This is a genomic window from Burkholderia catarinensis, assembly GCF_001883705.2.
In the GTDB taxonomy this organism is placed as follows: Bacteria; Pseudomonadota; Gammaproteobacteria; order Burkholderiales; family Burkholderiaceae; genus Burkholderia; species Burkholderia catarinensis.
This window is the reverse complement of the sequence record NZ_MDEQ02000019.1, coordinates 53,767-73,211: the sequence shown is the minus strand read 5'-3', so window position 1 is coordinate 73,211 and position 19,445 is coordinate 53,767. Positions and strand designations below refer to the sequence as shown.

Sequence of the window (19,445 nt, the reverse complement as noted above, 5' to 3'; positions counted from 1 at the left end):
CACGTGTCTTGATGAACGAACACTTTGCTGCACAAGTGCTATGTGCAGATGATTGACATGCATCGACCTCCTGAGCGATTCGGCCGTATCGCCCACCGCGCTGAAATGGGTTTGTCGTATTCAGTGCCTATAACTATGTTGTCTTGAACAAAAAATAACTGGACGCGAGATAAGCGCCATCATGCGAGGCGTTGTCGTTGCCGCGCATCGGCATGGCGAATCGAGCCGCCTTCGGCTGACCCGATTCGATCCTTTTCGCACGTCACCGGGCGTGCGCGACAATCGTTAGACGGTTGATGAACGGGGTGAGGATATGGGAGCCGATCAGCGGCACGTGATCTATTATTCGCGCGAACTGAACGACGCGTTGCGCGGCCGTTTCGACGAATGCGGTTGGCGCGTCGATCTCGCGGAGACCGTGCGCGACGTACGGCGCGTCGTGCAGCACGGTGTTGCAACGGCAGGGCTGCTCGATTTTTCTCCGGGCTTCAAGCCGTCGGACCTGCGCGAACTCGAATCCTGTCTGAGCATCCAGCACATCGGCTGGATCGCGGCGACGCGGCGCGGCCAGTTGCAGGACGCCACGCTGCGCCATCTCATTCGCGACTATTGCTTCGACTATCTGACGATGCCGTACGAGACGTCGCGAATCGTCGAGACAGTCGGTCATGCGCACGGCATGGTGGCGCTCACCGATCCCGTTGCGCCGCCCGCCGGCGCCGGGCGCAGCGAAGGCGAGATGGTCGGCACCTGCGATGCGATGCTCGGACTCTTCAGGACGATCCGTCGCGTCGCGGCGACCGACGCACCGGTGTTCATCTCGGGCGAATCGGGCACCGGCAAGGAACTGACGGCGGTCGCGATTCACGAGCGTTCGTCGCGTGCGCAGGCGCCGTTCATCGCGATCAATTGCGGTGCGATCCCGTCGACGCTGCTGCAGGCCGAGCTGTTCGGCTATGAGCGCGGTGCGTTCACCGGTGCGAACCAGCGCAAGACCGGCCGCGTCGAGGCCGCCAGCGGCGGTACGCTGTTTCTCGACGAGATCGGCGATCTGCCGCTCGAAAGCCAGGCAAGCCTGTTGCGCTTCCTGCAGGAGGGCAAGATCGAGCGGCTCGGCGCGCACGTGTCGGTGCCCGTCGATGTGCGCGTCATCTGCGCGACGCATGTGGACATGGAAACGGCGCTGCGCGAAGGGCGGTTCCGCGAGGACCTGTTCCATCGCCTGTGCGTGCTGAAGATCGAGGAGCCGCCGCTGCGCGCGCGCGGCAAGGACATCGAGGTGCTCGCGCGCCACATGCTCGAGCGTTTCAAGGGCGATGCGCATCGCCGCCTGCGCGGTTTTTCCCCTGACGCGGTGGCCTCGCTGTATGGCTATTCGTGGCCGGGTAACGTGCGTGAATTGATCAATCGCGTGCGCCGCGCGATCGTGATGTCGGAGGGCAGGGTGATCACCGCGGCCGATCTCGAGCTGAACGACTACGCGACGCTCGCGCCCGTGTCGCTGCTGGAGGCGCGGGAGGCGGCCGAGAGGCAGGCGATCGAGCAGGCGCTGCTGCGCCATCGAGGTCGTTTCGCGGATGCCGCGCGCGAACTCGGCGTGTCGCGCGTCACGCTCTACCGGCTGATGTGCGCGCACGGCATGCGCGATCGCGGCGACACGCTGGCAGGGTTTTCGGCGCCGTTGCCGGAGCTTCCGCATCACGCTTGCTAAAATTGGCGGGTGCGGCCGCCCTCGCGGCCGAAGGAACCCGCATGAAACAGTATCTCGACCTCGTTCGTACCATTCTCGATACCGGCGCCTGGCAGGAGAACCGCACGGGGATCCGGACTATCAGCATGCCGGGCGCGATGCTGCGCTTCGACCTGCAGCAGGGCTTCCCGGCCGTGACGACCAAGAAGCTCGCGTTCAAGTCCGCGATTGGCGAGTTGGTCGGCTTCCTGCGCGCGTCGCGCAGCGCGGCCGATTTCCGTGCGCTCGGCTGCAAAGTGTGGGACGCGAACGCGAACGAGAATGCGCAGTGGCTCGCGAACCCGTATCGCCAGGGCGTCGACGATCTCGGCGACGTGTACGGCGTGCAATGGCGCCAGTGGCCGGGCTACAAGGTGCTCGACGCGGGTGCCGATGCGCAGATTGCCGATGCGACGCGCCGCGGCTTCCGGATCGTCACGCGTTTCGACGAAGACGGCACGCCGAAGGTGCTGCTGTACAAGTCGATCGACCAGTTGCGCCAGTGCCTGGACACGATCATGGAGAACCCGGCCGACCGCCGCATCCTGTTTCACGCGTGGAATCCGGCCGTGCTCGACCAGATCGCGTTGCCCGCGTGCCATCTGCTGTACCAGTTCCTGCCGAACGCCACGAAGCGCGAGATCTCGCTGTGCCTGTATATCCGCAGCAATGACGTCGGGCTCGGCACGCCGTTCAACCTGACGGAAGGAGCGGCCTTGCTGTCGCTCGTCGGCCGGCTGACCGGCTACACGCCGCGCTGGTTCACCTATTTCATCGGCGACGCGCACATCTACGAGAACCAGCTCGACATGCTGCAGCGGCAGCTCACGCGCGAGCCGTACGAAAGCCCGCGGCTCGAGATTGCCGAGCGGGTGCCCGAATACGCGAAGACGGGCGTTTATGCGCCGGAGTGGCTCGAGCAGATCGAGCCGTCCGATTTCTCGCTCGTCGGCTACCGCCACCATGAGCCGCTGACCGCGCCGATGGCGGTCTGATAGCCCCGCCCGGGCCGCGCGGCGTCACCGCTCCGCGCCCGGCAGAAAAAAGTCCCGACCGGCAAATGCCGGTCGGGACTTTTCGTTTCACGTTTGCGGCACTTTACTGGCGGTGCCGCTCTTCGTGACCGCCTTGCGGCGGCGGGTTGTTCGGCCGCGGCGCCTCGACGTGCGGTGCCGGTTGCGGCCGCGGTTCCATGCGAGGCGCGGGCATCGGCGACCGCGGCTCCACGTGTTGCGCAGGCATCGATGGCCGCGGCTCCATACGCGGCGCTTGCGGCTGCGGTCGAGGCATCTCGTGCACGGCGGGGGCCGGCGGACGGTACTCGTTCACGTGCGGCGGCGCGATTTCACGATGCGGCGCCGGTTGTGCGAAGTCGGGGCGCGGTTGCGGCGCCGGGGCGGCCCGTTCCGGTTGCGGCTGCGCGTGCTGGGCCGGCGTCGGGAAATCGGGGCGCGGACGCGGCTGCGGAATCTGCGCCGTATTGTCGAGCCTCGGTTGCGGCAGTGCGCGCGGCGCTTCGTTCCGGCTGCCTGGCTGCGCGCCCTGCGGAGCCGGCACGCCCTCCGGATGCGGCACCGCCGCGCTGCGTACGGGCGGCAGCGCATTCTGTCCTGCCGCGTGCAGCGCGGTCGGCGCGGCGGGACGCTGGCGCTCCATCGGCGTATGCGGCTGCATCCACGCCGGCGACGGTGCCACGGCTGCGTGTGCGCTGCCGATGCCCGACGGGACGTTGCCGGACACCGGCGGATGCGGGACGCCGTTTCCGGGCCCGAAGGCCTGATGCGGTATCGGCGTGCCGGGCGCCTGCGGCATGCCGCCGTTTGCGAAGCGCGGTGCATTGGGGCTTTCGCCGTTCGCCGGGCGTGCAACATTCGGCGCGCCCGACACCGGCGCGCCCGGTACGTCCGGTACGCCTGGCCGTCCGGCCTGCACGGCGGGCGGCTGGCCTTCGTGCGGCGCGCGTGACGGCTGCACGACGGGGCCGTGCGGATTCACGAGCTGCACGTTGTGCATCGCCCATGCGCCGCCGCTCGGCTTGCCCGGAACGCGGACCGGACGAGCCGTATAGTCGGCCGGCACGTTCGTCTTCACGACGGGGGCGCCGGCGCCCGGCACGCGCCCGCCTTGCTGTGCGAGGCGTGCGGCGGCCTGGTCGCGATACGCGGCCGGCACGGCAGGATTGCGCGTCGCGACGTACGGGTGCTGTGCGATCGCCGCCGGCGGACGGTAGCCGGCATTGCGCAGCCCGCCGGTAAAGCTCTGGCGCACCGGTGCAATGCCGGGCGTACCCGGCGTGACGTGCGCATTGCGCCATTGCTGCGGATCGACGTGCTGCGAGAAGTGCGCGACAGGCTGGCCATGCACGAACGCGGAGGCCGGGACGGCCGTAATCGCGTGCGGCGCGCGGAAGTTCACGTACGTCTTGTTGATGTTGGTGATATTGGTGATGTTCGTCACGTTCACGGTCTTGTTCACGTTGACGTTGTTCACGACGATGTTGCGGTTCACGCGGTCGTAGTAGTGCGGGCTCCAGCCGCCCCAGCCCGGGTGCCACGGTTCGCCGGGGCCGAGCGCGAACCATGCGCAGCCGGCCGCGGCGACGCCGCCGACCGTGAGCGCGACACTCCAGTCGGGACCGCCGCCACCGCCGCCCACGAACGCGACGAGCGCCGGTGCATAGACCGGCGGCTGGCTGACGACCATCGGGCCGGGCACCCATGCCCAACTGTCGTCCACGTGCGCCCACCGGCCGTAGTGATACGGCGCGAAGCCCCACGGTGCGTCGTCGACCCACGTCCAGCCCCACGGCGCCTGCCAGATCCAGTGGCCGTCGTGATAGGGCGCCCAGTCGGCCGGCGTGTCGTTCGGCACCCATACCGCGCCGTAGTTCGGGGTTTCGCGCCACGTGCCGTTCGCGTCGAGATCCTGGTAGCCGGGAACGTCGCGGGACACATAGCGGGCCGACACCGAGCGCTCCTCTGCTGCGTTGCGGCTGGCGGCCCACTGGTCGAGCGCATCGGGGCCCGGCGCGGCCGATTGCTGCGCGACCTGCAGGTCGCTGCCCGTGAACACGACCTGCTGCCCGGGCGACAGCGGGTACTGCCCGTTGCTGCCGTAGACGGTTGCGCTGCCGCTGCGCATCGTGACCGTCGTGCTCGCGCCGTCCGGCGCGACATCGACGCGATAGTCGCCGGGGCCCGTGATGCCGAGCGCGAGGTTCGGCGTGTCGATTTCGTACGACCCGCCGGCCGGCAGCTCGCGTACGTGCGTCGATACGGTGCCGAGGCCCACCTTCAGTTGCGTCGTCGTGTCGTCGAGATTCAGCACCGACAGACTCGTCGAATCACCGAGCCGCACCGCGGTCGAGCCGATGTGCAGTTCCGAGCGCGCACCGGCGTCGTTCCAGAGCTGGTCGCCGGTCGTCAGCGGCCGGTTCACAGCGGCATACGACCAGGTATCGGTGCCGGCCGGTTCGGTCGTCACGGCGCCCGACAGATAATTGAGCCGCGCGACGCGGCTGGGTGGGTCGCCGCCCGGTTGTCGTGCCGCGGGCGCATACGGAGGGGCATCGGCCGATTGCGCGAAGGCGGGCGGCAGTGCCGCAAGCGCGACGACCGCGAGCAGCGTGTAGCGGGCGGTACGCTTGAGCGTGAACAGGGTAGCCATGGTGAGCGTCATCGTCGTTATCGCGGCGCGTCGATTCGTGCCGTTGAGTTCACAATATCCGCTTGGCCTGTTTCAATGCTCGGTGTTTTGTAAGTCGAATGGCACGCGATGTAACAAAACCTGTCCATCGCGCGCCGTTGTCGTGCAGTCGCAATGCTGGCGTCAAGCGGGCGTAAGCCATCCGTCGAAAACCTGCTGTCCGGGCACGGTGACGCGCAGCACGCGCGGCCGGGCGGTGCGCTCGATCCACCCGTGCGCACAGAAGCTCTCGAGCAGCGCCGCGCCGAGCGCGCCGCCGAGATGCGAGCGCCGTTCGCTCCAGTCGAGGCAGCCGCATGCGAAGCGGCGCCGGCGCGTGCGCTGTTGCGCGACGTCGATGCCCCATTGCGCGAGCGCCTGGTTGCCGAGTTCGGTGGTCTCGATCGCATCGCCGTCCGCGAGCAGCCAGCCGCGCGTGGTGAGTCCGTCGAAGATGCGCACCGCGAGTTCTCCCGCCATGTGGTCGTAGCAGGTGCGTGCATAGCGAAGTTCGGCCGGTACCGTGTGTGACGGCGGCGGAACCGGGCGGTGCGGTGCGGCTGCGCGGGCGACGTTCGCGAGCGCTTCGAGCGACGCCGCGATGTCGGCCGATGCGATGCGGTAGTAGCGGTGCCGGCCGCGCACGTCGAGCGCGAGCAGGCCGCCTTCGGTCAGCCGTGCGAGGTGGGCGCTCGCGGCGGACGGCGACAGCCCCGCGATCATCGTCAGTTCGCCGGCCGGTCGTGCGCTGCCGTCCATCAGCACCCACAGCATCGCGGCGCGCCCGGGGTCGGCGATCAGCGCGCCGATGCGGCTCAGGCCCGGAAAGTGGTGGTCGTCTTGATCGGTCATCGTCGTGTCTCGTCCGGTGGGATGATTGGCAGTGTAGTGGGTGCGGGAATTCGATGTTTCGCATCCGGCTGAAATGTCGGATGCAGCGCGGCGCCGGCGCGGGCATCGCCCATGCGGCGACCGGACTGCGGCCCGTTGCGGGTCGCGCGTAGAATGGCCGGACGCGGCGGCAGCGGGCCGCCGCCCGTGACACGATGCAACGATGAAGACGATTTTCAGTTTGTTGGCGGCCGCGCTCGTCTGCGCGGCCTGTGCGCAGGGCGCCGCCGGCGAGCGGGGCGGCAGCCTCGAGATGTACGGGACGATCGACCAGGGCATCACGGTGCGCCGTTGAACGGTTCCGGCTACGTTCGTGTCGGGCGCGGCGGCAGCCGCGCCACACGGGGCTGGCCGCGGACGCGTTGCCGCAGCGCAACGTATAATGGCCCGATTACAGCGCCCCTGCCGCCTGGAGCCAACAAGATGTCCCAACCGTCCCCCGTACCGGCCGCCCTCGACCGCACCGAAACCGTATTCCGCTTCCTCGCCGAGCCGTCGTCCGTGAACTTCGGCGGCAAGGTGCATGGCGGCGCGCTGATGAAGTGGATCGACGAGGTCGCGTATGCGTGCGCGGCCGTCTGGTCGAGCCGCTATTGCGTGACGGTCAGCGTCGGCAACATCCGTTTCCAGCGTCCTATCCTGGTCGGCAATCTCGTCGAGCTGAAGGCGCGCGTCGTGGCGACGGGCCGCACCAGCATGCACATCCATGTGTCCGTGCACGCCGGCGATCCGAAGGGCGGCGTGCTGCGCCAGACGACCGATTGCCTCGTCGTGTTCGTCGCGGTCGACGAGAACGGCAACCCGGTGCCGGTGCCGCCGTTCGTGCCGGAGACCAACGAGCAGAAGGTGCTTGCGAAATATGCGGCCGACGTGCGGGCCGCGCTCGACAAGATCGTCGAGATGAAACCGGAAGAGGTCGCGACGGGCGCGGTCTGACCGCAGCGGGCGTAGCGCATCGCGCCGCGCCCGTCGTCCTGCCGTTACCGCGTCCCGATCATCTGCTCGGGACGCACCCACGCATCGAATTCCGCCTCGGTCAGGTAGCCGAGCGCGAGCGCGGCCGCCTTCAGCGTCGTGCCTTCCTTGTGCGCCTTCTTCGCGATCTGCGCGGACTTGTCGTAGCCGATGTGCGGATTGAGCGCCGTCACGAGCATCAGCGATTCGTTCAGCAGCAGGTCGATACGCGTGCGATTCGGTTCGATGCCCGCCGCGCAGTGGTCGTTGAAGCTCTGCGCGCCGTCGGCGAGCAGCCGCACCGATTGCAGCACGTTGTGCGCGATCATCGGCCGGAACACGTTCAGTTCGAAATTGCCGCTCGCGCCGCCGACGTTGACCGCGACGTCGTTGCCGAACACCTGGCAGCACAGCATCGTCACGGCCTCCGACTGCGTCGGGTTCACCTTGCCCGGCATGATCGAGCTGCCGGGCTCGTTCTCCGGAATCGACAGCTCGCCGAGCCCGCAGCGCGGCCCGCTCGCGAGCCAGCGGACGTCGTTCGCGATCTTCATCAGGCCGGCCGCGACCGTCTTCAGCGCGCCGTGCGCGAACACCAGTGCGTCGGCGGCCGCCATCACCTCGAACTTGCTCGGCGCCGTCACGAACGGCAGCTTCGCGAGCCGGCCGATTTCGTCGGCGACGCGCACCGCGAACTCCGGATGCGCATTCAGCCCCGTGCCGACCGCGGTGCCGCCGAGCGCGAGTTCGTACAGGTGCGGCAGTGCCGATTCGACGTGACGGATGCTCTGGTCGAGCTGGGCGACGTAGCCGGAAAACTCCTGGCCGAGCGTGAGCGGCGTCGCGTCCTGCAGGTGCGTGCGGCCGATCTTCACGATGTCGGCGAACGCCTTCGACTTCGTGTCGAGCGTCGCGCGCAGCGTGCGCAGCGCCGGCAGCAAGTGGTTGACGATCGCGTACGCGGCCGCGACGTGCATCGCGGTCGGGAACACGTCGTTCGACGACTGGCCGCGGTTCACATCGTCGTTCGGATGAACCTTGCGTGCTTCGCCGCGCTCGCCGCCCATCAGTTCGCTCGCGCGGTTCGCGATCACCTCGTTGAGGTTCATGTTGGTCTGCGTGCCGGAGCCCGTTTGCCAGACCGCGAGCGGGAATTCGCGCGGATGCTTGCCGGCGATGATCTCGTCGGCCGCGTCGATGATCGCGCGCGCCTTGTCGTCGGCCAGCACGCCGAGCGACTGGTTCACGGCTGCCGCGGCGCGCTTGACGATCGCCAGCGCGTGGATCAGCTCGGGCGACTGCTTCTCCGTCGAGATCCGGAAATTCTGCAGCGAGCGCTCGGTCTGCGCGCCCCAGAGCCGGTCGGCCGGCACGGCGATCTCGCCGAACGTGTCGCGTTCCATCCGAACTGCTTCGTTCATGATGCACTCCTCCTGGAAAGGGGAAAGGCCGCGCATCGCGCGGCGCCAGTCGTATCGTGAGGCAGTCGCGCCGCTCGCGCGGCGTCTCGAGGTATTCAGCCGACAAGCATAGCGCCGGCCGTGATTTCGCGTCGTGTCGCGCTCAGCGCGGCGGCGTGACGAGCGACGCGCTCTTCAGATGAAAGCGCCACGCCATCAGCACGGCCACGCTGGCGAGGCCGGCCGCGAGGCCCCACCAGAGGCCGCGGGCACCGAGGCCCACGTGGAACGCGAACCAGTAGCCGGTGGGAAAGCCGACGCCCCAGTAGCCGAGGGTCGCCGCGAGCATCGGGATACGCGTGTCCTTCAGGCCGCGCAGCGCGCCCGACGCGACGGTCTGCGCGCCGTCGACGATCTGGAATACCGCGGCGATGCCGAGCAGCGACGCGGCGAGCGACACGGTGGCCGCGTTCGACGGATCGTCGAGGTTCAGGTACAGGCCGACGATCGTATGCGGCGCGACGATCAGCACGATGCCCGACAGCGACATGAACGCGACGCCGAGGCCGAGCGCGACGAAGCCCGCATGCCGCGCGGCGACGGGCGCGCCTGCGCCGACCCAGTAGCCGACCCGCACGTTGGCGGCCTGGCCGATCGCGAGCGGCACCATGAACGCCAACGACGCGACGTTCAGCGCGATCTGGTGCGCGGCAAGCGACGTCGCGCCGAGCACGCCGATGGTCAGGCCGGTCGCGAGGAACAGCGTCGATTCGACCCCGTACGTGATCGCTACCGGCCAGCCGATACCGATCAGCTCGCCCATCACGGGCAGCTTCGGGCGCGCGGCGGTCACGAAATGACGGAAGCGTTGCCGGCCGTGAAGCAGCGAGATCAGTGCGAGCGCGGTGAGCCAGATCGTGATCGTCGTCGCGACCGCCGAACCGAGGAAGCCGAGGCGCGGCAGCCCGAACGCGCCGTGGATCAGCCCGTAGTTCAGCACGCCGTTCACGCCGACGCCGCCGATCGACACCCACAGCAGCCGGCGTGCCGCGCCGATCGCGGGCAGGAATGCGCGCATCAGGCCGACGCCGATCAGGCTGCCGAGCGCGGCGAAGCGCAGGATGCCCGTGTATTCGCCGACGTGATGCGCGAGCAGCGGCGGCTCGTGGAACATCAGCAGGATCGGTTCGGACAGCGACAGCGCGATGATGGCCGGAATCGCGAGCAGCACGGACAGCACGAAGCCGGTCCAGTAGATGTGCGGCACGCGCTCGTCGGCCTTGGCGCCGCGCGCATGCGCGACGCTGACGCTGACCGACGACAGCACGCCTTGCAGCACGGTCACGATGACGAAGAAGAAGTTCGCGCCGAGCCCGCCTGCTGCGAGCGAATCGGGGCCGAGCGAACCGAGCAGCACCGTGTCGGTGACGCTCATCGCCATCTGCGAGAGCTGTGCGATCGCGAGCGGCGCGGCGAGGCGCGCGGTATCGGCGGCGTGACTGGACAGCGACGGCGGCGCGGCGGCCGTCCGCGTAAGACCGGAATGCGACATGGAATGGGCGCTCGCGCGGGTGCGGGCCCGCGCTATATGTATTTATTTTGAGAGGCGATCAGCTTACGGCTTTATTCGTACCGTGTCGAACGCGTGCGCCGATGGCCATGTCGTGCGCAGGGGGAACCGACCCTAGGCTTCGCGCACTGCGATGCGCGTGTCGCCGAGCAAGACGACCTGGCCCGCGCGGATCTTGCAGGTCTTGCGAAGCTCGACCGCGCCGTCGACTTTCACCGCGCCGGACGCGACGATCAGCTTCGCGGTGCCGCCGCTGTCCGCGAGACCGGTGATCTTGAGAAGGTTGTGCAGCTCGACGTATTCGCCGGTCAGCGTGAAATCCAGGTTGGGCATGACGAAGAAGGTGCGCAATGCGCGGAAGGAATCGCCCCGCATCATACGGCACCGCGGGCCGGCGCGCGAGCGCGGGCGGCCGCGCGACGCAGTTGTTAAGGACTGTGAGCCAATCGTCAGCAAATGAAACGGTGGGTAACAGTCTGAGAGATTCGAGAACCGGCCGGGCGGACCGCGGGTCTTTTGTCGTACCTGCTGCGTGTTGCGGCGGGGACGCGACGGACCGCATCGCTGCGGTCCGGGCTCACAACTTCTCGAGGAGAATTGCCATGTCCAAGATTCGTACGATGCTGATCGGTGCCGCGCTGACGGCGTTTGCCACTTCGGCTGCGTTTGCCCAGACGAGCACGGCGGCGCAGGGCGCAGCCGGTGCCGGCGTGCAGGCGCAGACGCCGGCGGCGGGTGTCGGCGCAGGGGTGCAGGGCAGTGCCGGCGCGAACGCGTCGGGCAATGCGGTCGGCGGTGCAACCGATGCGGTCGGCGCGGCAGCCGACGGCGCGAAGGATACGGCGTCGTCGGCCGTCCACTCGGCCAAGAAGCATACGAAGCATGCGGCGAAGTCGGCCAAGAGCCATGTCGGTTCGGCGAAGGCGAAGGCCGGCGAGGCGACCGAAGGCGGCGCATCGGTCGGCGCGGAGGGCGGTGCATCGGCCCAGGGCGCTACGCAGTAAGCGGTGTCCGGCGCCGCGCGACGCTCGCCCCGGACGGCGCGTCGCGACGGCGGCCGTCCGGCGGCCCGGTTCGCTTCGCGCGAACCGGGCCGTTTTCATGTGTTGATGCGCGCCGTTACGGCCGGCGTTGCCCTTGCCCTTGTCCCTGCCCCTGGGCCGGCCGCGCGGCAACCGTGAATACGCTGCGCAGCCACGCGGCGAGCCGCGCGAAGACGTCGTGCGGTTCCTCGACGAAAATCTCCGGCTTCAGCAGCCGCAGGTATTCCATGATCTGCTGCGCTTCCTGCTTCTGGAACGAACCGTGCGCGAGCCCGAGGCGCAACAGTCCGCGCAGTTCGCCGAGCTTGTCGCGCGCGATGCTGCCGACGCTCATCTCGCACGCGAGCTTGGCCTCGTAGATCCGTTGCCGCAACGATTCCGCGAGCCGCCACGCGGGCGTCTGCATCAGTTCCTCGAGCGTCTGGATGTCCTGCGCCGCGCTCTTGATCTGGGACGCGAGCGGGTCGATCAGCGACGGGTCGCCCTGCGCTTCGGCGACGATCGCCTTCGCCCAGTCGCGGCAGGCCTTCGCGAGCTCGTCGGGGGTCCATTCGGAGCGCGACGCGAAGCCGAAGCCGAATTCGCCGGCCTGTCGCATCAGGATCGCGACGACGTCCGGAAATTCCTTGTCGAGCGTGCGCTTTGCCCACGCATACTGGCCGCCCTGCAGCATCCGCTGCACCGCGTGCTCGGTCAGCGGCACCATGTTGTCGAGCAGTTTGGCGCGCAGGAAATCCTCGAACGACGGCGTCGCGAACTGCGGGTCGAGTTTCAGCGACACGCGGACGAACGCGTCATAGTCCTTGCGCAGGGACTCGAGCGTGTCGTCCTTGAGGGAAAGGGTGATCTGGCCCATGAATCGTCTCGATGGCGGCCCGTGCAAGCCGGCGGCCGGCACGGCGCACCGGAGCGGGCGCAGCGTCGACTGACCGGTGCGCCCGCTCCGGTGGCGGGTCTTCATTCCCTATATCGGCGCGCCGGGCGAAAACTTGAGCGCGCGTGGCCGGGCGCCGGCTCAGGCCGGCAGCCAGTGGGGCAGCACGACCCCTTGCCAGAAAAAGAACACCACGAGCCCCGCCGCGATCGTCACGAGCGGGCGGCGGGTCGCCGCCGACACGAGCACGGCGGCGAGCGCGCCGACGAGCTGCGGATTGCGCCAGGTCAGCTCGGCCGTGCCGCCGTGCGGCGAGACGGTCATCGGCACGATGATCGCGGTCAGCACGGTGACGGGCACGAAGCCGAGCGCGGTCCGCACGAGTGGCGGGAAGGTCAGCCGCTCGCCGAACAGGAACAGCGTCGAGCGGATCGCGTAGGTGATGACGGCCATTCCGAGAATCAGCAGCGCGTAGCTCACGATGCGGTCTCCGTGCGCGAGCCGGCCCGCGCGCGTTCGTGCAGCAGCGTGAGCGCGACGCCGATCGCGACGCCGGCGGCGACCGCGCCGAGCAGCCCGAGCTTGTACGGCCAGCCCTGCCAGAAGTACGCGAGCGTGCCGGCCGTCGCGGCCGCCGCGAAATAGCGCAGCGTGCCGAGCTGCGGGACGACGATGGCGATGAAGGTTGCCGCCATCGCGAAATCGAGGCCGAGCGACTGCAGGCCCGGGAACGCCGCGCCGAAGCCGATGCCCGCGAGCGTCCAGACCTGCCAGTTCAGGTACATCGCGAGCCCGGACCCGAAGAAGTAGTGGGGGCCGACTGCACCGGGCGGGAAGTGCCGGTAGTGCGCATAGGCGACCGCGAACACCTCGTCGGTCATCAGTGCGCCGAGTGTCGCGCGCCAGCGTAGCGGCAGGTGCGCGACATAGGGCGCGAGCGTTGCGCTGTACAGCAGGTGGCGCAGGTTCACGATCAGCGTCGTCGCGAGCACGACGACGAAGCCCGCGCTGCCCGCGATCAGGCCGAGCGCGATGAACTGCGCGGAGCCTGCGAACACGGCGAGCGACATCAGCGCGCCGTGCCATGCGGCGAGCGGGCCGCCGCCGACGAGCGTGCCGAAAATCACGCCGAACGGTGCCGCGCCGATCATCATCGGGATCGTATCGCGCGCGCCGTCGAGCCACTCGTTGAGCGGGCGGCGAGGGGGCGACGCGGGTGTCGGGTTCAAAGAGCGCTTCTCCATGGGCTGGAGAATAGCGGGCCGCGGGGGTACCGGCTTGTATGTTCTTGCGCCCGCGGAAACGGGGGCGGTGCTTGAGCGCTTGCCGGCGCCGGCTGCATCGCGACTGTCGGACGCGGGAAGCCGCGCGTCAGCTCGCCTGCCAGCGTCCGGGCGGCACGCCGAACATCCGTTTGAAATGCCGTGTGAAGTGGCTCTGGTCGACGAAGCCGCTGGCCGCCGCGACATCGGCGACGGGTACGCCCGCGCGCAGCGGCGCCAGCGCGCGCTGCAATCTCAGCTGGTTGCGCCATGCATGCGGCGGCATGCCGGTCGTTCGGGTGAACAGGCGCGCCGCGTGGAACGGCGACAGGCCGGCCGCCTGCGCGACTTCGTCGAGCGTTACCGTACAGGTGAGATCGGCGGCGAGCCGCTCGCGCATTGTGTCGACGCGCGGTTCGTCCGCCGCGAGCGGCGCCGGTCGCGGCTGCGCGTCGGCGTGGCGCACGATCAGCGTCGACAGCGCGTCGAGCATCGCCGTTTCGGCGGCGAGCGGATCGTAGATGCGCGGCACGCCGGTCGCCGGATCGCTGGCGGCCGGCGTGCCGCGTGCATGCGAGGACAGTGTGTGCTCGCTGCCGGCCTCCATCATCCGGTGCGCAAGCGTAAGCCGGGCCGCCAGATCGGCGTCGCGAATCACGTCGGGGGCAAACCACGGCGCGTCCTGCGGGCGGCCCGCGATCGCACTCGCGAGTTCCCGGATGAATTCGACCGGCATGTAGCTGACGCGATAGCACCAGCCTTCATCGGCCGCGCGCGAACCCGTATGCACTTCGCCGGGATTGATCACGGGCACGGTGCCCGTTTCGGCGACATGGCCGCTGCCGCGATAGGTGAAGCGTTCCGCGCCTTCGAGAATCACGGGGATCGTGTACGCGTCGTGCCAGTGGGGCGCGAACGTGTGGTCGCGAAAGGTGGCCGTGACGAGATCCGCATCCGGCAGCAGCGGCGTGCGCCAGTAGCGTGCGGAGTCTGGGAGGCGGATGGCGGACATGATCGGGTGCGGGGGCGGGCGAACCGACAGTGTATCGCTCGCGCGCCCGGCCGGCGCGGGCTTTACTTGACCGGAATCGTCGTGCCGGCCGGCATCGGCACGGCGGTAACGGCGTTCTTCGGGCTGCCGCTGACGATGCGGTCGCTGTAGGTCAGATAGACGATCGTGTTGCGCTTCTTGTCGACCACGCGCACGACGTGCAGCGTCTTGAAGATGAACGACATGCGCTCGCTGAACACGTCGGTCTGCTGCTTGAGCGGCTCCTTGAAGCTGATCGGGCCGACCTGACGGCACGCGATCGACGCTTCGCTCGGATCCTCGGCGACGCCGAGCGTGCCCTTGATCCCGCCCGTGCGGGCGCGCGACACGTAGCAGGTCACGCCGTTCACGACCGGATCGTCATAGGCCTCGACGACGACGCGATCGGAGCCCGTTACGCGGAAATGGGTGTTGACGCTGCCGACTTCTTCCGCGTGCGCGAGCGGTGTCGCAGCGAATGCGGAAAGCAGGAGGGCGAGTGATGCGGCTGAGAGGAGACGATGCTTCATCGATGGAACCGGATGCGAATGCGGGACAGAGACTCTAGCATGCGCGCGACCGGGCCACGAAAGGCACGACGGCGGCCGGAAAAACAAAAGGCCCGTCGAATGACGGGCCTTTCGCTGTCTGGCTCCCCGACCTGGGCTCGAACCAGGGACCTACGGATTAACAGTCCGGCGCTCTACCGACTGAGCTATCGGGGAATAAATCGGTACATCTGCGTGTTTGGCTGCCAGCAAAAAGCCCGTTCACTTTCAACGGGCCTTTGCGTTTTTGGCTCCCCGACCTGGGCTCGAACCAGGGACCTACGGATTAACAGTCCGGCGCTCTACCGACTGAGCTATCGGGGAACAAACAGCAGAGAAACGAGATTGTATGGGGTGTTGGCTAAGCTGTCAACTATTTTGGGCTGCGACGCACAAAAAATTCCCGCCGCGGCCGCGCGATCAACGCTCGAGCAGGTGCAGCTTGTCCTGCACGTCCTTCCACTCGTCCGCGTCGGCCGGCGCCGGCTTGGTCTTCGTGATCGACGGCCAGCCCTTTGCCAGCTCGGCGTTCAGCTCGGTGAACTGCTGCTGGTCGCCCGGAACGTCTTCTTCGGCATAGATCGCATTGGTCGGGCATTCGGCGACGCACACGGCGCAGTCGATGCACTCGTCCGGATCGATGGCGAGAAAGTTGGGACCTTCACGGAAGCAATCCACCGGGCACACATCCACGCAGTCCGTGTATTTGCACTTGATGCAGCCTTCGGTCACAACGTGAGTCATTAAAACGCTCCTGCTTGGCGGTATATATGGGGTGGCGTTTGCGCCAAAAGCGGCATTGTAACTGAAGCGCAAAACCCGCATGGCGTGGTCGGCTATCCGGCTTATATCGTTTCGTGATTAGTTTATGGCGGCCGCCGAGGCGCGCGCAATGGGTACGCGGCCGGTACCACGGGAGCAGGGCGACAGGCGGTTTCACGATGGTCGGGCCCGCATTCGGGTAACATGGCCGACAGACCGGGCGGCGCGCGGTGCGCCGGGGCCCTGTCACGATATTGGCGGTGCCGTAATCATGATCATCACTTCGCTGCTCGACACGGATCTCTACAAGTTCACGATGATGCAGGTCGTCCTGCATCACTTTCCCGCCGCAAGCGTCGAATACCGTTTCAGGTGTCGCACGCCCGGCGTCGATCTCGTGCCATACATCGACGAGATTCGCGACGAGGTGCGCGGCTTGTGCTCGCTGCGCTTTTCCGACGTCGAACTCGACTACCTGCGGCGGATGCGCTTCATCAAGAGCGATTTCGTCGATTTCCTCGCGCTGTTCCACCTGAACGAGAAGTACATCTCGATCACGGCGTCGCCGAAGGGCAACGGCGAGATCGACATCGAGATCACGGGACCGTGGCTGCACGCGATCCTGTTCGAGATTCCGGTGCTCGCGATCGTCAACGAAGTCTATTTCCGCAACACGCAGCGCGAGCCCGACTATCGCGAAGGCCGCGAGCGGCTGCGCGAGAAGATCACGCTGCTCGGCGCGAAACCCGAGTTCGCCGACTGCAAGATTGCCGACTACGGCACGCGCCGGCGCTTCTCGAAGGTCTGGCACGAGGAAGTCGCGCTCACGCTGCGCGACGGGCTCGGCCCGCAGTTCGCGGGCACGAGCAACGTGCTGTACGCAATGAAGCACGGCATCACGCCGCTCGGCACGATGGCGCACGAGTACCTGCAGGCGTGCCAGGCGCTCGGCCCGCGGCTGCGCGATTCGCAGATCTACGGCTTCGAGATGTGGGCGAAGGAATACCGCGGCGACCTCGGGATCGCGCTGTCGGACGTCTACGGGATGGACGCGTTCCTGAACGACTTCGACATGTACTTCTGCAAGCTGTTCGACGGCGCACGCCACGATTCGGGCGATCCGTTCGACTGGGGCGAGCGGATGCTGAGTCATTACGAGGCGAACCGGTGCGATCCGCGCACCAAGGTGCTCGTATTCTCGGACGCGCTCGACATCCCGAAGGTCATGCAGCTGTACGAACGGTTCCGCGGCCGCTGCAAGCTCGCGTTCGGCGTCGGCACGAACCTCACCAACGACCTCGGCTACGTGCCGCTGCAGATCGTGATCAAGATGGTGCGCTGTAACGGCCAGCCGGTCGCGAAGCTGTCGGATTCGCCGGGCAAGAGCATGTGCGACGACAAGGCGTATCTCGCGTATCTGCGCCAGGTGTTCGGCATCGCGCAGCCGGTCGAGGAAGACGCGTCGAAGTGAGCGCCGGCCGAACGGCCAAAGCTGCGGCGCGGCGAGGGCGGCCGGTATAATCTGACAGTATCGCCCGCCAACGTCACGAGGACCGTTCATGGACACTTCCGCTGCCCGTCGCCAGATCCTCGCGCGCATCCGTGCGGCGCAGGGGCGCGCGGCCGAACCCGACTCAGCGGAGCGCGACGGCGTCGCCGACTATCTCGCTCGTCATCCGCAGGGCCCGCGCCCGCCGGCGCCGGCCGACCTCGTCGCTGCATTCGTCGACGAAGCGGCGCGCCTGTCGACGACGGTCGATGAAGTCGCGACGCTTGCCGACGCACCGGCCGCCGCCGCCCGCTATCTTTCCGCTCACGGCCTGCCGATGCAGGCCGTCGCGTGGCGCACGCTGGCCGATTTCGACTGGGCGGGCGCAGGCCTGTCGGTCGAATGCCGCAAGCCGCGCGACGGCGATCTCGTCGGCCTCACGGGCTGTTTTTGCGCGACCGCCGAAACGGGTTCGCTGGTGCTGCTGTCCGGCCCCGACACCTATGCGTCGGCCGGCCTGCTGCCGGAAACACACATCGCGATCGTGCCGGCGTCGCGGATCGTCGCCGGTCATGAAGACGCGTTCGCGCTGATCCGCGCGGAGCGCGGTGAATTGCCGCGCGCGGTCAATTTCGTGTCGGGCCCATCGCGTACGGGCGACATCGAGCAGACCATCGTACTGGGCGCGCACGGCCCGTACCGCGTGCACGCGATCGTCGTGCGGGGCGCATGACGCGCCCGCCACCTTCACCCCCACTCGAACAAGGAAGTTCTGCATGAAACGACATGCCGCCTGGGCGGGCATGGCGTCGGGAGTCGCGCTTGGCGCCGTTCCCGCGCTCGCATCGGCCGCCACGCTCGACGGTGCCACGCTGTCCGCGCTCTGGGGCATCCCGTTCGCCGGGATCCTGTTGTCCATCGCGCTGTTCCCGCTTGTCGCCCCCGTGTTCTGGCATCACCACTTCGGCAAGATCGCCGCCGGGTGGGCGATCGCGTTCCTGGTTCCGTTCGCGGCAGCGTTCGGCGCGGGCACCGCGCTCGGCACGCTCGTGCATGCGCTGCTCGAGGAATACATTCCGTTCATCGTGCTGCTCACCGCGCTCTATACGGTGGCGGGCGGTATCTGCGTGAACGGCAACCTGCATGGATCGCCGAAGCTGAACACGGCGATCCTCGCGCTCGGCACGCTGCTCGCGAGCGTGATGGGCACGACGGGCGCCGCGATGCTGCTGATCCGGCCGCTGCTGCGCGCGAACGACAACCGCAAGCATGTCGTGCACGTCGTGATCTTCTTCATCTTCCTCGTCGCGAACGCGGGCGGTTCGCTGTCGCCGCTCGGCGATCCGCCGCTGTTCCTCGGCTTCCTGAACGGCGTGAGCTTCTTCTGGACGACCACGCACCTCGCGCTGCCGATGCTGTTCATCTGCGTCGTGCTGCTGGCGCTGTTCTTCGTGCTCGATACGTACTTCTACCGGAAGGGCGGCGAGGAGCGGCCGGCCGCGCTCGACCCGACGCCCGACGGCGCGGCGCTGTCGATCGACGGCAAGATTAACTTCGTGCTGCTCGCGGCCGTGGTCGCGCTCGTGCTGATGAGCGGCATCTGGAAGCCGGGCATCACGTTCGACGTATGGGGCACGCACGTCGCGCTGCAGAACCTTGCGCGCGACGTCGCGCTCGTGGTCGTGACGCTTGCGTCGCTCGCGCTGACGCCGCGTTCGGCGCGCGAAGGCAACGCGTTCAACTGGGCACCGATCGAGGAAGTCGCGAAACTGTTCGCGGGGATCTTCGTGACGATCGCACCGGTGATCGTGATCCTGCGCGCGGGCGCGGACGGCGCGTTCGCGCAGATCGTCCATCTCGTCACGGGGCCGGACGGCAAGCCGATCGACGCGATGTACTTCTGGGCGACGGGCCTGCTGTCGTCGTTCCTCGACAACGCGCCGACCTATCTGGTGTTCTTCAACCTCGCGGGCGGCGATGCGCAGACGCTGATGACGACCGGCGCGTCGACGCTCGCCGCGATCTCCGCGGGTGCGGTGTTCATGGGCGCGAACAGCTATATCGGCAACGCGCCGAACTTCATGGTGAAGGCGATCGCGGAGTCGCGCGGCGTGAAGATGCCGAGCTTCTTTGCGTACCTCGGCTGGGCGCTCTTGATCCTGGTGCCCGTCTTCCTGCTGACGTCGCTGATCTTCTTCCCGGCGTAACC

19 protein-coding genes and 2 tRNA genes are annotated in these 19,445 nt (G+C 67.9%); 8 read left to right on the top strand and 13 right to left on the bottom strand.

From position 1 onward, the window contains the following. Positions 1-313 precede the first annotated feature (313 nt). Positions 314-1,711, top strand: a complete 1,398-nt coding sequence (locus BFF94_RS26880) for a sigma-54 dependent transcriptional regulator (protein ID WP_128846162.1) — start codon at positions 314-316, stop codon at positions 1,709-1,711. A 41-nt stretch (positions 1,712-1,752) separates the two neighbouring features. Further along, on the top strand, positions 1,753-2,724 hold the full coding sequence (locus BFF94_RS26875; protein ID WP_128846165.1) for a thymidylate synthase: 972 nt from the start codon (positions 1,753-1,755) through the stop codon (positions 2,722-2,724). Positions 2,725-2,827: 103 nt separating this feature from the next. Here the strand turns inward: BFF94_RS26875 and BFF94_RS26870 are convergent, their stop codons facing one another. Both BFF94_RS26870 and BFF94_RS26865 read right to left on the bottom strand, forming a co-directional pair. After that, a complete protein-coding gene (locus BFF94_RS26870) occupies positions 2,828-5,395 on the bottom strand; it encodes a DUF6600 domain-containing protein (protein WP_219140067.1) in 2,568 nt (855 codons plus the stop codon). A 162-nt stretch (positions 5,396-5,557) separates the two neighbouring features. Then, positions 5,558-6,265, bottom strand: a complete 708-nt coding sequence (locus tag BFF94_RS26865) for an ArsR/SmtB family transcription factor (RefSeq protein ID WP_128846167.1) — start codon at positions 6,263-6,265, stop codon at positions 5,558-5,560. A gap of 202 nt (positions 6,266-6,467) precedes the next feature. Here BFF94_RS26865 and BFF94_RS38225 point away from each other — a divergent pair, with 202 nt between their 5' ends. Together BFF94_RS38225 and BFF94_RS26860 are read left to right on the top strand one after the other, a co-directional pair. Beyond that, positions 6,468-6,599, top strand: coding sequence for a hypothetical protein (locus BFF94_RS38225; protein WP_281426289.1), 132 nt, complete (start codon positions 6,468-6,470; stop codon positions 6,597-6,599). Between the two features lie 128 nt (positions 6,600-6,727). Continuing rightward, positions 6,728-7,240 carry an acyl-CoA thioesterase gene (locus BFF94_RS26860; RefSeq protein WP_128846170.1) on the top strand — a complete coding sequence of 171 codons (513 nt, stop codon included), beginning with the start codon at positions 6,728-6,730 and terminating at the stop codon, positions 7,238-7,240. A 44-nt stretch (positions 7,241-7,284) separates the two neighbouring features. On the opposite strand, the gene fumC is transcribed toward BFF94_RS26860, so the two are convergent. The 3 genes from fumC to BFF94_RS26845 all read right to left on the bottom strand — a co-directional run bounded on the left by fumC (position 7,285) and on the right by BFF94_RS26845 (position 10,561). Then, a complete protein-coding gene (gene fumC / locus BFF94_RS26855; protein ID WP_128846172.1) occupies positions 7,285-8,679 on the bottom strand; it encodes a class II fumarate hydratase in 1,395 nt (464 codons plus the stop codon). Positions 8,680-8,821: 142 nt separating this feature from the next. Continuing rightward, positions 8,822-10,210, bottom strand: coding sequence for a multidrug efflux MATE transporter NorM (gene norM, locus BFF94_RS26850; protein WP_128846175.1), 1,389 nt, complete (start codon positions 10,208-10,210; stop codon positions 8,822-8,824). 132 nt (positions 10,211-10,342) lie between these two features. Beyond that, positions 10,343-10,561, bottom strand: a complete 219-nt coding sequence (locus BFF94_RS26845) for an RNA-binding S4 domain-containing protein (RefSeq protein ID WP_006486208.1) — start codon at positions 10,559-10,561, stop codon at positions 10,343-10,345. A 269-nt stretch (positions 10,562-10,830) separates the two neighbouring features. Here BFF94_RS26845 and BFF94_RS26840 point away from each other — a divergent pair, with 269 nt between their 5' ends. Further along, positions 10,831-11,232 (top strand): hypothetical protein, encoded by a 402-nt coding sequence (locus BFF94_RS26840; protein ID WP_219140066.1) that lies wholly within the window; start codon positions 10,831-10,833, stop codon positions 11,230-11,232. 115 nt (positions 11,233-11,347) lie between these two features. Here BFF94_RS26840 and BFF94_RS26835 read toward each other — a convergent pair whose 3' ends face one another. The 8 genes from BFF94_RS26835 to fdxA form a co-directional block, all read right to left on the bottom strand. After that, entirely contained in the window at positions 11,348-12,127 is a 780-nt protein-coding gene (locus BFF94_RS26835) for a DUF4088 family protein (protein ID WP_128846178.1), read from the bottom strand. A gap of 159 nt (positions 12,128-12,286) precedes the next feature. Next, positions 12,287-12,625 (bottom strand): AzlD domain-containing protein, encoded by a 339-nt coding sequence (locus BFF94_RS26830; RefSeq protein WP_128846180.1) that lies wholly within the window; start codon positions 12,623-12,625, stop codon positions 12,287-12,289. Next, entirely contained in the window at positions 12,622-13,389 is a 768-nt protein-coding gene (locus BFF94_RS26825) for an AzlC family ABC transporter permease (protein WP_128846183.1), read from the bottom strand. The genes BFF94_RS26830 and BFF94_RS26825 overlap by 4 nt, the downstream gene beginning before the upstream one ends. A gap of 127 nt (positions 13,390-13,516) precedes the next feature. Continuing rightward, on the bottom strand, positions 13,517-14,419 hold the full coding sequence (locus tag BFF94_RS26820; RefSeq protein ID WP_128846186.1) for an AraC family transcriptional regulator: 903 nt from the start codon (positions 14,417-14,419) through the stop codon (positions 13,517-13,519). A gap of 62 nt (positions 14,420-14,481) precedes the next feature. After that, positions 14,482-14,967 carry a CreA family protein gene (locus BFF94_RS26815; RefSeq protein WP_128846189.1) on the bottom strand — a complete coding sequence of 162 codons (486 nt, stop codon included), beginning with the start codon at positions 14,965-14,967 and terminating at the stop codon, positions 14,482-14,484. A 119-nt stretch (positions 14,968-15,086) separates the two neighbouring features. Continuing rightward, positions 15,087-15,162: transfer RNA gene (locus BFF94_RS26810), tRNA-Asn, on the bottom strand. Between the two features lie 71 nt (positions 15,163-15,233). Then, positions 15,234-15,309 (bottom strand) — tRNA-Asn (locus BFF94_RS26805). Between the two features lie 96 nt (positions 15,310-15,405). Further along, the gene (fdxA, locus tag BFF94_RS26800; RefSeq protein ID WP_034183076.1) at positions 15,406-15,729 is read right to left on the bottom strand and encodes a ferredoxin FdxA; all 324 of its coding nucleotides are present in this window, start codon (positions 15,727-15,729) and stop codon (positions 15,406-15,408) included. 289 nt (positions 15,730-16,018) lie between these two features. Here fdxA and pncB point away from each other — a divergent pair, with 289 nt between their 5' ends. The 3 genes from pncB (at position 16,019) to BFF94_RS26785 (ending at position 19,443) form a co-directional block, all read left to right on the top strand. Beyond that, positions 16,019-17,218: a nicotinate phosphoribosyltransferase gene (gene pncB / locus BFF94_RS26795; protein WP_128846192.1), complete on the top strand. Its 1,200-nt coding sequence runs from the start codon at positions 16,019-16,021 to the stop codon at positions 17,216-17,218. A gap of 88 nt (positions 17,219-17,306) precedes the next feature. Next, positions 17,307-17,969, top strand: a complete 663-nt coding sequence (locus tag BFF94_RS26790; protein ID WP_128846195.1) for a LutC/YkgG family protein — start codon at positions 17,307-17,309, stop codon at positions 17,967-17,969. 43 nt (positions 17,970-18,012) lie between these two features. Then, positions 18,013-19,443, top strand: coding sequence for a sodium:proton antiporter (locus BFF94_RS26785; protein ID WP_128846198.1), 1,431 nt, complete (start codon positions 18,013-18,015; stop codon positions 19,441-19,443). Positions 19,444-19,445 lie beyond the last annotated feature (2 nt).

Excerpts from the sequence above, each read along its gene's own strand:
- norM (WP_128846175.1), bottom strand. The coding sequence starts at position 10,210 with ATGTCGCATTCCGGTCTTACGCGGACGGCCGCCGCGCCGCCGTCGCTG.
- BFF94_RS26820 (WP_128846186.1), bottom strand. The coding sequence starts at position 14,419 with ATGTCCGCCATCCGCCTCCCAGACTCCGCACGCTACTGGCGCACGCCG.
- fdxA (WP_034183076.1), bottom strand. The coding sequence starts at position 15,729 with ATGACTCACGTTGTGACCGAAGGCTGCATCAAGTGCAAATACACGGAC.
- BFF94_RS26790 (WP_128846195.1), top strand. The coding sequence starts at position 17,307 with ATGGACACTTCCGCTGCCCGTCGCCAGATCCTCGCGCGCATCCGTGCG.
- BFF94_RS26840 (WP_219140066.1), top strand. The coding sequence starts at position 10,831 with ATGTCCAAGATTCGTACGATGCTGATCGGTGCCGCGCTGACGGCGTTT.
- BFF94_RS26815 (WP_128846189.1), bottom strand. The coding sequence starts at position 14,967 with ATGAAGCATCGTCTCCTCTCAGCCGCATCACTCGCCCTCCTGCTTTCC.
- BFF94_RS26870 (WP_219140067.1), bottom strand. The coding sequence starts at position 5,395 with ATGGCTACCCTGTTCACGCTCAAGCGTACCGCCCGCTACACGCTGCTC.
- BFF94_RS26835 (WP_128846178.1), bottom strand. The coding sequence starts at position 12,127 with ATGGGCCAGATCACCCTTTCCCTCAAGGACGACACGCTCGAGTCCCTG.
- BFF94_RS26825 (WP_128846183.1), bottom strand. The coding sequence starts at position 13,389 with ATGGAGAAGCGCTCTTTGAACCCGACACCCGCGTCGCCCCCTCGCCGC.
- BFF94_RS26875 (WP_128846165.1), top strand. The coding sequence starts at position 1,753 with ATGAAACAGTATCTCGACCTCGTTCGTACCATTCTCGATACCGGCGCC.
- BFF94_RS26860 (WP_128846170.1), top strand. The coding sequence starts at position 6,728 with ATGTCCCAACCGTCCCCCGTACCGGCCGCCCTCGACCGCACCGAAACC.
- BFF94_RS26845 (WP_006486208.1), bottom strand. The coding sequence starts at position 10,561 with ATGCCCAACCTGGATTTCACGCTGACCGGCGAATACGTCGAGCTGCAC.
- BFF94_RS26865 (WP_128846167.1), bottom strand. The coding sequence starts at position 6,265 with ATGACCGATCAAGACGACCACCACTTTCCGGGCCTGAGCCGCATCGGC.
- BFF94_RS26785 (WP_128846198.1), top strand. The coding sequence starts at position 18,013 with ATGAAACGACATGCCGCCTGGGCGGGCATGGCGTCGGGAGTCGCGCTT.
- pncB (WP_128846192.1), top strand. The coding sequence starts at position 16,019 with ATGATCATCACTTCGCTGCTCGACACGGATCTCTACAAGTTCACGATG.
- BFF94_RS38225 (WP_281426289.1), top strand. The coding sequence starts at position 6,468 with ATGAAGACGATTTTCAGTTTGTTGGCGGCCGCGCTCGTCTGCGCGGCC.
- fumC (WP_128846172.1), bottom strand. The coding sequence starts at position 8,679 with ATGAACGAAGCAGTTCGGATGGAACGCGACACGTTCGGCGAGATCGCC.
- BFF94_RS26880 (WP_128846162.1), top strand. The coding sequence starts at position 314 with ATGGGAGCCGATCAGCGGCACGTGATCTATTATTCGCGCGAACTGAAC.